General features: G+C 64.6%; 6 protein-coding genes and 2 pseudogenes. 5 read left to right on the forward strand and 3 right to left on the reverse strand.

The genetic code is table 11. The annotated features are described in order from the left end of the window. Together FKP22_RS32000 and FKP22_RS12355 are read left to right on the forward strand one after the other, a co-directional pair. A pseudogene (locus FKP22_RS32000) lies at positions 1–315 on the forward strand (DsbA family protein); the annotation flags it as partial. Between the two features lie 13 nt (positions 316–328). Beyond that, positions 329–721, forward strand: a complete 393-nt coding sequence (locus FKP22_RS12355) for a nuclear transport factor 2 family protein (protein WP_141287793.1) — start codon at positions 329–331, stop codon at positions 719–721. Between the two features lie 633 nt (positions 722–1,354). Here FKP22_RS12355 and FKP22_RS12360 read toward each other — a convergent pair. Next, positions 1,355–1,726 (reverse strand): hypothetical protein, encoded by a 372-nt coding sequence (locus tag FKP22_RS12360; RefSeq protein WP_141287794.1) that lies wholly within the window; start codon positions 1,724–1,726, stop codon positions 1,355–1,357. Between FKP22_RS12360 and FKP22_RS12365 the strand changes: the two genes are divergently transcribed. The 3 genes from FKP22_RS12365 (at position 1,703) to FKP22_RS12375 (ending at position 6,372) form a co-directional block, all read left to right on the forward strand. After that, positions 1,703–2,758: a leucine-rich repeat domain-containing protein gene (locus FKP22_RS12365; RefSeq protein WP_141287795.1), complete on the forward strand. Its 1,056-nt coding sequence runs from the start codon at positions 1,703–1,705 to the stop codon at positions 2,756–2,758. The two genes, FKP22_RS12360 and FKP22_RS12365, sit on opposite strands and share 24 nt — an antisense overlap. Before the next feature lie 271 nt (positions 2,759–3,029). Then, a complete protein-coding gene (locus FKP22_RS12370) occupies positions 3,030–3,971 on the forward strand; it encodes a PIN domain-containing protein (protein WP_141287796.1) in 942 nt (313 codons plus the stop codon). Continuing rightward, positions 3,961–6,372 (forward strand): hypothetical protein, encoded by a 2,412-nt coding sequence (locus tag FKP22_RS12375; protein ID WP_141287797.1) that lies wholly within the window; start codon positions 3,961–3,963, stop codon positions 6,370–6,372. The genes FKP22_RS12370 and FKP22_RS12375 overlap by 11 nt, the downstream gene beginning before the upstream one ends. 367 nt (positions 6,373–6,739) lie before the next feature. Here the strand turns inward: FKP22_RS12375 and FKP22_RS12380 are convergent, their stop codons facing one another. Both FKP22_RS12380 and FKP22_RS12385 read right to left on the reverse strand, forming a co-directional pair. Continuing rightward, a complete protein-coding gene (locus FKP22_RS12380; RefSeq protein ID WP_141287798.1) occupies positions 6,740–9,055 on the reverse strand; it encodes an ATP-dependent DNA helicase in 2,316 nt (771 codons plus the stop codon). A gap of 4 nt (positions 9,056–9,059) precedes the next feature. Continuing rightward, positions 9,060–9,509 (reverse strand): annotated as a pseudogene (locus FKP22_RS12385) (hypothetical protein); the annotation flags it as partial.

Below are 9,509 nucleotides of genomic sequence, written 5' to 3' on the forward strand. Positions count from 1 at the left end.
GACCGCGCGGTGCTGATCGACGTGGCCGGTGCCATCGGCCTGCCGCCCGCCCCATTCGCCGACGCGCTGGACCGGCAAACCGGCGCCGCGGTGCAAGCCCATTTCGAAGCCACCCGCAGCCTGATGGCCCAGGTCGGCGCGCAAGGCTTCCCCAGCTTCGTGCTGGACATCGGCGGTGTGATGACCCGCGTGGACGCCTCGCGCCATCTGGGCCGGCCGCAGGAGTTCCAGGACTGGCTGCGCGAGCAGACGCCGCCAACCGCCATTTCCGCCGGCCACCGCTTCGCCTGCGACGCCGACGGCTGCGCCCTCTGACCCCGGAGCGTCCATGAGAACGAACCTGCAAATCGTTGCCGACCACTGTGCTGCTTCGGCCCGCCAGGACATCGCCGGCATGATGGCCGACGTGTCGCCCGACGTCGCCTGGACCGAGATGGCCGGCTTCCCCTGCGCCGGCACCTGGATCGGCCCCGACCAGATCGTCGCCCAGGTGTTCGCCGTGCTCGGCAGCGCGTGGGAGGGCTACCGCTTCGAGCTGGAGAAACTCATCGATGGCGGCGAGCAGGTGGTGGGCGTTGGCACCTATTCAGGTACCTACCGCAAGACCGGCAAGTCGATGCAGGCGCGCGCCACCCACGTGTGGCGCCTGGCCAGCGGCAAGATCGTCGGCTTCGAGCAGTTCACCGACACCTTGCTGGTCGCGCAGGCCATGCAGGACTGAGCGGCTTTTGCCATCAGGCAGGAAACAAACGCCTGGACCTTATTCTCTTGGCCCGAGAGGGACCTCCCTACGTGATGTAGCCAGGTCCCAACCGCCCCGCGGGCGCTGCCACTTCGTGTGCCAGCGCCCGTGCTTTTTGTGGGTTCCATCTTGCCGTCGTCGTTGGCGGCCTGCGTTCACGCGCTGATGCGTCGCCGCAGGGCGGCGCTGCTGCTTCGGAGGCAGCGCTCCCAGGTTCCGAGGTTGAGCGTTGCGCCTTGAAGGCCCGGCCAGGAAGCCTTCGGCTGGGCAAGCCATCGCAGTGGCTTGTCGGCGGTGATGTCGGGGAGGTGGGTAGTCAGTGTCTGCTTGAGGCTGATCTCGGTCGTTCGACTATGGCGCTGCCAGTGATTGCTGCTTCCAGAAGCGGTCGAACGACCTGTAGCAGTCTGGCTGACAGCTTCGCCAGCGGAGCCAGCCGTTGGGCCCGGCGTTCGCATCCGGACCGGTCGAGTGGTCCGCTGATGCGTCACGCGACCGTAGCAGATCGCTGCAGACCTGCCACCCGGCGCGAGGCGTTGGCTTCAGGCTGAACTGAGTTATTCGGGATGCGCCCCCCTTAATGGCCAGTAGCATGCGGCGAACAAGACCAGTTCAGGAGGCGTGCGGCCCATGGCAGTTTTTCTCACTGACGAGCGACGCGCTCGCAGCTTGGCCAAGGGGCCGGGCGTGATTGAAACCCAGCTGCGCATCCTGCGGGCGCACCGCCAGGCGGCGCAGCCGCAGTCCGTGCAATTTGGCTTCGCCACCAACGAGCAGCGCAATGCCGAGCAGATTGCGGCGGTGCTGAACCAGTTGGGGCACCACGTCGAAGCCAAGCCCGCCACGGGCCACCTCGCTCCCCGGAGCAGCCGCTACCTGGAGCACGAAACCTGGGTTGTTGGAGGCCGTTCGGCACCGCTGATCACGGAAGAGGCGGCGCTGTCCGAGTGGGTGGCGGCGATGCAGGCGCTGGGCGAGACGCATGACTGCGTGTTCAGCCACTGGCGCTGGCCGGCACCCGACCTGCTGGCACGCAATGACGACTATTGCCTGACGGTCGACCCGTTCGATGGGCACCTCGACCTCACGATGTTCCGCTGGACCGCAGCGACCGAGGCGGCCCTGGTCGAACATGCTGTCGACTGCGTCAGCCCCGGGCGCGGCGTCCCAAGCCTCAAGGCGCTGGCTCCGCATGCCCACCAGATCAAGAAGCTGCGGAGCCCGTCGGACGAAATCTCGCTTGCCGATCTCCCGCTGCTGAGTGAATTGGAGGAGATCTGGCTGCCCAGCGCGCCGCCGGTGCATGGCGACTACCGCCAACTTACCAAGCTGAAGACCTTCTCCTGCCTCGATGCCGAAACCCTGTCACCGCAACTACTGCAGAACCCGGGCCTGCAGCGCCTGCGGCTCTACCGGCCGCGAAAGCTCAAGAGCCTGAACTTGCTGGCAGCATGCAGCCAGCTCCAGTCCCTGCATTTGCGCGGTGCGCCCCTTGCCAATCTTGCCGGCATCGAAGCCTGGCGCCAGTTGAACACCTTGAGTCTGGTGAACTGTCGAAGCCTGAGCGACATCTCCGCCCTCCGTAGCTCGGATCGGCTGGAGGTGCTGGAGGTGTTCAAGTGCCCCAAGCTCACGATGCTGCAGGGGGTCGAAGGCCTGAGAGCGCTGCGCTGGGTCTTCATGCTCGACGTAGCAGGCCCGTTCGACTCCTTTGGCGCCCTCAGGCACTGGCCGCATCTGGAGAGCGCCGAACTGCTGCTGCCGGCAACCACGGTGGACTGGGCGGCGCTCGCCGGCCACCGCGAAGCGGCCCGGATCATGCTGGACACCCAACCCGGCTTCAAGCTGCCCGACGAAGCAGAGCTCCGTCGAATCTTCGCTGCACAGGGACGTCAGGTTCGCAGCCTGCAGTTGTACCCCAAGGGTGACTGCCCCGCGGTGGAAGTGACCTTCGAGTCGCCTTACTGGCACCTGCCACAGCCGCCCGCGGGCCACAACAGGACTGCTGTGAGCTAGCGTGCGGGGCCCAGTGCTGGCTTGTTGAGCCGAGGCCATGCGAACAAGGTGGAGCCGCCGATCGCCAACGGACGACTGCAGCAGGCTGAACTGGGTCATTCAAGGTCGAAGATCCGAGCGTCCGCTACCGCAAACACCGGTAGTTGAAGCACCTAAACTGCAACAGAAACAGAGCCTCAGATTGAACCGGTGAACTTTCAAGCAGCATCAGCCTGCGGCCCTCCTATCATTCCGGTCAGGACATTCACACGCGTTCTTGCCTGCGCTGCCCATGGACCTGTTCCACGTCTATTTCGACACCAACTATCTCCACGACACCCCGTTTGGACACCCGAATTTCGTCCGCATGCTTCGCCGGGCACAGCAGGGTGTGGCGAGACTGTATCTCCCGCAGATCGCGTTGGAGGAGCGCCGCACGCAGCTTCTCGACGATTTTGATCAGCACATCGGGGCGGCGGTGACCCGGCTGAACGAGTTGAGCAAGGGTCAACTGGGCATGTTGCTCGCCGGACTGCCGAAGGTAGAGCTCATCGTGCCCACGCGAGAAGATGCGGATCGTCAGTCAGTTATCGCGTTGGCCAAATACCTGGCTGAACACAAGATCGAGGTGCTTCCTCACACTGGCGAGCATGCAGAGAAGGCTTGGCAGCGCTATTTCGGTACGAAGCCCCCCTTCAACCCGCGGGAAAAGCGTGAGAACCGTCGCAAGGATCTGCCTGACGCTTGGATCTTGGAAGCTGTGCTGGCCAACACCGATAGGCCAGGTCGTCATTGCGTTGTGACCAAAGACAAGCGACTCGCCGCGACCCTCACCGACTCTGGTGTGGAGGTCTGGGACGACCTGGAAAAGCTCGATGTCGAGATCGACGTCAAAACCGCGGTAGTGCCGATTCGCGCTGCTGCGCCGGCAGTCCAGCCTGCCGTACCGCTAGATCAGCTGCGAAGCAAGGAGTTCGTGAACCTTGATCGCATCCTGCTCGGCGTCATTGAGACCTGGAAGACGCCTGGCAAGGAGGTCCTGCTCTCTCGCCTGGAAACTCTCGGCATCCGCAGGGCCGTTGTTGAAGTTGAAGCCAAGGCCCTAGAGGTATCAGGCGCGTTGACCGACACCGGCAGCCACTGGGTGCCGACGAACCGGGAAACGGCCAAATTGGCCTCGTTGGACGCAATCGTCCAAGAACTTCTGTTGAAGGCGCTTGACCATGGATTCTGATCTGCGCCGGGCCACCCTGGCCAAGTTGATCGACAACCCGTCGCCGGCGGTAGAGAAACGTCTCAGCGAGGAACTGCGCAGCGTAGAGAACGTGCTCGCGGGTGACGCAGAGTTTGATCGGCTTCAGGACGCGCTCAAGACCCTGGCGGTTCTGGCGCCCCGGTTCCACGGCGCCGTGGTGCCGATCGTTTCGGGCTTCGTCCGGTCAGTCGCCACGCGAGTACTTCTGCACGAGGGCCAGCCCATCGAGGAGCAGGAGTACCGCTACCGATCGGCGGGCCATCTGATCCGCGAGGCGATCGAAGTTCCGAACACGATCCGGTATGCCCACATTCCGGAAGTCGTGGACTTCCTGCTCGAGTTGTCGCGCTCAGCTGACGCCGAAGTTCGCCAGAAGGCCGAGGGCGCACTGGAGGACTTCGCAAAGTTCAACCTTCATCACTTCAATAGCCTTGGCGCACAGCCGCAACTGGAAATCGTGGCTCGGCTGGGTAGTCTGGACGACGACCAGTTGCGCGATAACGCCGCAGCGGTCCGCCGTGTGTTGAATACGGTGTTGTCGTCTGCGATGGAGGGGCAGACCTGGACATACAACACGTTGACCCTTTCCCGCGGTTCAGTGCCCAGCGAGGGCGGCGTTGCCGAGATGCGACTGTCGGCGATCGAGTTGTTGAAGCGCATGTATCCGCTGAAGGCGGATGTGGCGTACAGGAAGTCGATTCTCAACGCGCTCGGTTCTGCCACCCATAGAGAGCGCGTTTCCCAGAGCGCTGAGAGCAACCGAATGTTCGAGCGAGACGCTCGCGTGGTCCTGGAGTTCATGTGCGACCTCGTACCGACAGAACCTTTGCCCGTCGTCCAGACCATCGAGCATGACGCCTATTGGGACTTCCACCATGCTCCTTCTGCCGACGTGGAAGCCGCCGCTCTGAGAGTCCGTGATGCAGTGGCGGGGCACGCCCAGTATCAGATTTACAAGAAATTGGTCGGCTTCGACGGAATCTTCGGCGACTGGGAAAAGCTGCGCTCCCACGATGAGGAATGGGACCACTCGAACACCAAGCGTCAGGAGGCAGCTCGAGCGTACGTGCAGTCGATCAACGATGAGAATCAAGCCGAATGGCATGAGCGGATTCTCGAGTTCGCCAAGACGGAGTCGGACGATCTCGCGACCTTCCCGGTGTTCTACGACTTCCTGGAGTTGCTTGCCCAGCGCAAGCCTGATCTGGTGATGGCATTGATCGAGGGCCATGAGGCGCGTATGCGCCCGTTCCTCATCCCCATGCTCATCGGGCTGCATTCGAGCTCGCGCAAGGCGGATGTTGAAGCTTTGGAGCGACGCTGGATCGTTGCTGGAGAGCATCTGATCGCAATCGCCAAATCCATGTTCAAGGACAACGGTGATCGTGTGCAGACGCTTGCCGCCATCGTCCGTCGTGCCACAGAGATAGACGATCGAGACACGCTGGCCATGTCAATGGGCGTCGCCGCAAGTTTGTACGTCCATGGATCTGAGCCGGCCAAGCAGGTGTTCATGGACGGCTTGCGTGCACTGGCGCTGCATCATGACGCGCGTTGGGCCCGCCGCTACTGGTTCGGCAGCGACTTCAGGGCGCTGGCCGTGAAATTGGAACCTCACGAACGGGCCGAGGTGTTGAGCAGTCTCAGTTCTCTGCCTGAGCTGGACTACCAGACCGAGGAGGTGCTGCGTGCCATCGGTGAGCATGACATCGAATCCATCCTGAGCTTCTTGTCCAAGCGCCTCGAAGCCGAGACCCAAGAACGTGCTGACCGTCGTGCTCAGGGTCGCAGCGCGCTGGAGGACAAGTTCGAAGCCATCCCCTATAGCCTGCACGGTTTGCAGAAGCTCCTTTCGCAACATCCAAAAGAGCTCCTGACAATGGTGCGTGAAAGCTTCAAGGATGAAGAGGCTCGCGTGATGTTCCCGTATCGAGGTGGAGGCAGGCTGCTGAAGGGCGCCTTCCCGAACTTCGAGCATCAGCTTCAGGCACCGCTGCTCAGGTTCGTCGCGAGCGGGGATGAGCAGGACCTCGAGTTCGCGCTGGCAGTACTTCGTACCTACGGCGGGAACGCGCCCATCCTGGATGTCTGCAAGGCGATCGTGAGGGTTGTGCCTGAGAACTCGCGAGCGTGGCGAGAACTGGCTGCTGCTCTGGAGACAACGGGCGGCGTTTGGGGCGAATACGGCTTGGCGGAGGCGTATGAACGCAAGCGCGACGAGCTTGCCGCATGGCTGACAGATCCAGACGACAAGGTTCGCTCATTCGCGCTATGGCTGTCTGCACAACTGGACAGCTTGAGCGCCGCTGAGCGTCAGCGCGCTGATGAGGGCATCGCGCTCAGGAAGTATCAGTACGGCGAGGGCAATCTGGACGGTTGACGCATATGCGCCCACCCTATGGCGGTTGGGATGCCAGGCGACGCAGCGCCTGTTCGCAGGAGTGAGCACAACGCTCGCTTGGAGCGAGGGTGGTCGCGCCTGTGCGCCACCGCAAGCTACCAGCACAGCACCTAATTGTGCGCTCCTAGGTCATCACGTCCAGTGGCCGCTTTATGGCAGTCAACGTGAGTACGGCTGTCCCAGCGAAGGACAGCAATCGCTGCAATTCGGCCCTTGCCCGCGGTTTGCGGTCTATCGACTCTGGTGGCAGCTCAAGCTACTACGGATTGGGTAATTTGATCTCTAATTGCCCCAATAAATCGATGATTACCCCGTTGCGCTCCGGTTACGGTTTTGCAGGCTCGGCTCAAGCCTGCGACGCCGCTGCCCTCGACCACCACCCCGGCAACAAGGCCTGCACCTCGCGCCGCGCAAACCGGTCGTCAATCAAATGCACCACGCCCTGGTCCTCCGGCGTGCGGATCACGCGGCCTGCGGCTTGCACGACCTTTTGCAGGCCGGGGTAGAGGTAGGCGTAGTCGTAGCCGGCGCCGAACAGGGTTTGCAGGCGGTGGCGGAATTGTTCGTTCACCGGGTTGACCTGGGGCAGGCCGAGGGTGGCGACGAAGGCGCCGATGAGGCGGCGGCCGGGGAGGTCGATGCCTTCCGAGAATGAACCACCCAGCACGGCGAAGCCGATGCCTTGGCCGGCTTCGGTGAAACGGGCGAGGAAATCGTGTTGCGCGGCTTCGCTCATCTGGCGGGTTTGCTGCCACTGCGGCAATTCCGGCTGCTGTGCGGCCAGCAGTTCGGCCACCTGCTGCAGGTAGTCGTAGCTGCTGAAGAAGGCCAGGTAGTTGCCGGGGCGCTCAGCATATTGCCTGGCGATGAGCGAGGCGATGGGCTGCAGCGAGGACTGGCGGTGTGGGTAGCGGGTGGAGATGTGGCGGGCGACCTGCACCTGCAGCTGCGCGGCTTCGAACGGGGCTTCGACGTCGATGAAGCGGTGGTCTTCCGGCAGGCCAAGCAGGTCGCCGTAGTAACGGGCGGGCTGCAGCGTGGCGGAGAAGAGGGTGCTGCAGTGCGCGGCGGCAAAGCGCGGGGCCAGGAAGGGGGCGGGCAGCAGGTTGCGCAGGCACAGCAGGCTGGCGGGGCCGCCACGCGGTGCCGCTGCCCCGCGCTGCCGGGTCAGGTCGAACAGCGAATGGCTGTCCATGCTTTCGGCCAAGCGGGTGAAGTGCAGGGCTTCGAAGTAGAAGGCCTGCAGCGCGGCGTCGGACTCGGCGGCGTGTTCGGCGAAGTGATCGTTCAGCACGCTGGTGGCCTGCTGCAATGCGTCCAGCAGCGGCTGGGGTGGCGTGGCCAGGCAGCGGTAGTCCTCGGCTTCGGGCGTGTCCAGCGCGGCCCAGCAGCGGCGCAGCTTGTCCAGCACGCGCTTCAGCGGCGCGCGGGCCTTGGTGGCGGGTGAGCGCCGGGCCTGGGCCAGCGTGAGTGGCTGCAGCTCGGCGGTGTACATCTTGCGGCCACGTTCGACCAGGTTGTGCGCCTCGTCCACCAGCAGCGCCACGCGCCACTGGTTGGCCTGTGTGAGGTGGTGCAGCAGCGCGCTGCTGTCGAAGTAGTAGTTGTAGTCGCCCACCACCACGTCCACCCAGCGCGCCAGCTCCTGGCTCAGGTAGTAGGGGCAGACGGCGTGCTGCTGCGCGACGCTGCGCACGCGGGCCTGGTCCAGCAGGCCGGCTTCGGCGACGGCTGCTGTGCGCGCCGCGGGAAGCCGGTCGTAGAAGCCCTTGGCCAACGGGCAGGCTTCGCCGTGGCAGGCCTGGCCGGGGTGTTCGCAGACCTTGTCGCGGGCGACAAGCTCCAGCACGCGCAGAGGTGGTGATTCAGGCACCTCTTTGGTTGGCGACAGCGCACGCAGCGCCTGCAGCGCGAGCGCGCGCCCGGAGGTCTTGGCGGACAGGAAAAACACCTTGTCCAGCTGCTGCGTGGGCGCTGCCTTCAGCAGCGGGAACAGCGTGCCCAGCGTTTTGCCGATGCCGGTGGGTGCCTGTGCCAGCAGGCAGCCGCTGGCGGCTGCCGTCTGGTAGACGGCCTTGGCCAGGGGGCGCTGGCCGCGCCGGAACTCGCCGAACGGGAAGCTGAGGCTTTGCAGCGCAGCGTCCCGCGCGGCGCGGTGCGCCAGCTGGGCTTGCGCCCACAGCAGGAAGCGCTGGCAGTGCAGTTCGAAGTGCTGGCGCAGCTCGGCGGCGCTGCAGCGCTGCAGCAGCACGGTTTCCTGCTGGCTGCCAATGTGCAGGTAGACGAGGGCAAGCTCCAGCTCGGCCAGGCCTTGCTGCGCGCACAGCAGCCAGCCGTAGACCTTGAGCTGCGCCCAGTGCAGCTGCCGGTGCGAGTCAGGCTGCAGTTCGAGCCGGGTCTTGTGGGTCTTGATCTCTTCGAGGCGCTGGCGGCGGGCATCGAAGCCATCGGCCCGGCCGCGCACTTGCAGCGTCACGCCGGCTTGCTCGTACTGGCCGCTCAGGCTGACTTCGGCCTCGTAGCCTTCGCCGCGCCGGCCGGCCACCAGCGCGTGGCCGGCAATGCCTTCGGCCGCGGTGGGTGCCGGCGTGAAGCGCAGGTCCAGGTCGCCTTGCTTGGCCGTGAATTCACACAGCTCGCGCACGGCGACGGTGTAGATCATGGGGTCACGGCTGCAGGCCCGCCGCGGGTGGGTCGCCGGCTTCGCCCAGCGTGGCCTGCGGCGCCTCGAGTTCGTCGGCCCGCAGCGGCGTGGCCTTGGCCAGGGCCAGCCAGACCGGGAAGGGCAGCGTGCAGCCCATGTGGCGGGCCGGGCGCAGCAGCTCGAAGCGGCCTTCCTTCAGGCTGCCGTGCAGCACCCAGACGCCGAATTCGCTGGGGATCTCGTTGGGCTTGGCCACGCCCGCCGGGAACACGTAGTAGCACTCGCAGCACAGCCACTGGTAGGCCTGGCGCTTGGCCTCGTGGCGCAGGTCGGACAGCAGGTCGGCACGGCTGAACTTGATCTCGTGCACCATCGGCTGCAGGTAGGCCTCGACCGAGGTGTTGCGCACCGAAAAAAGGTCGGGCCTGGCCATGCGCCAGGTGTTCTTCGCGGCCTTCTGCTGCGCTTCTTC

This window comes from Ideonella azotifigens, assembly GCF_006519715.1.
Taxonomy (GTDB): domain Bacteria; phylum Pseudomonadota; class Gammaproteobacteria; order Burkholderiales; family Burkholderiaceae_C; genus Ideonella; species Ideonella azotifigens.

Bases quoted from the DNA above. Each gene is read 5' to 3' on its own strand.
- FKP22_RS12355 (WP_141287793.1), top strand. From the start codon at position 329: ATGAGAACGAACCTGCAAATCGTTGCCGACCACTGTGCTGCTTCGGCC.
- FKP22_RS12360 (WP_141287794.1), bottom strand. From the start codon at position 1,726: ATGCGTCTCGCCCAGCGCCTGCATCGCCGCCACCCACTCGGACAGCGC.
- FKP22_RS12375 (WP_141287797.1), top strand. From the start codon at position 3,961: ATGGATTCTGATCTGCGCCGGGCCACCCTGGCCAAGTTGATCGACAAC.
- FKP22_RS12365 (WP_141287795.1), top strand. From the start codon at position 1,703: ATGCAGGCGCTGGGCGAGACGCATGACTGCGTGTTCAGCCACTGGCGC.
- FKP22_RS12370 (WP_141287796.1), top strand. From the start codon at position 3,030: ATGGACCTGTTCCACGTCTATTTCGACACCAACTATCTCCACGACACC.
- FKP22_RS12380 (WP_141287798.1), bottom strand. From the start codon at position 9,055: ATGATCTACACCGTCGCCGTGCGCGAGCTGTGTGAATTCACGGCCAAG.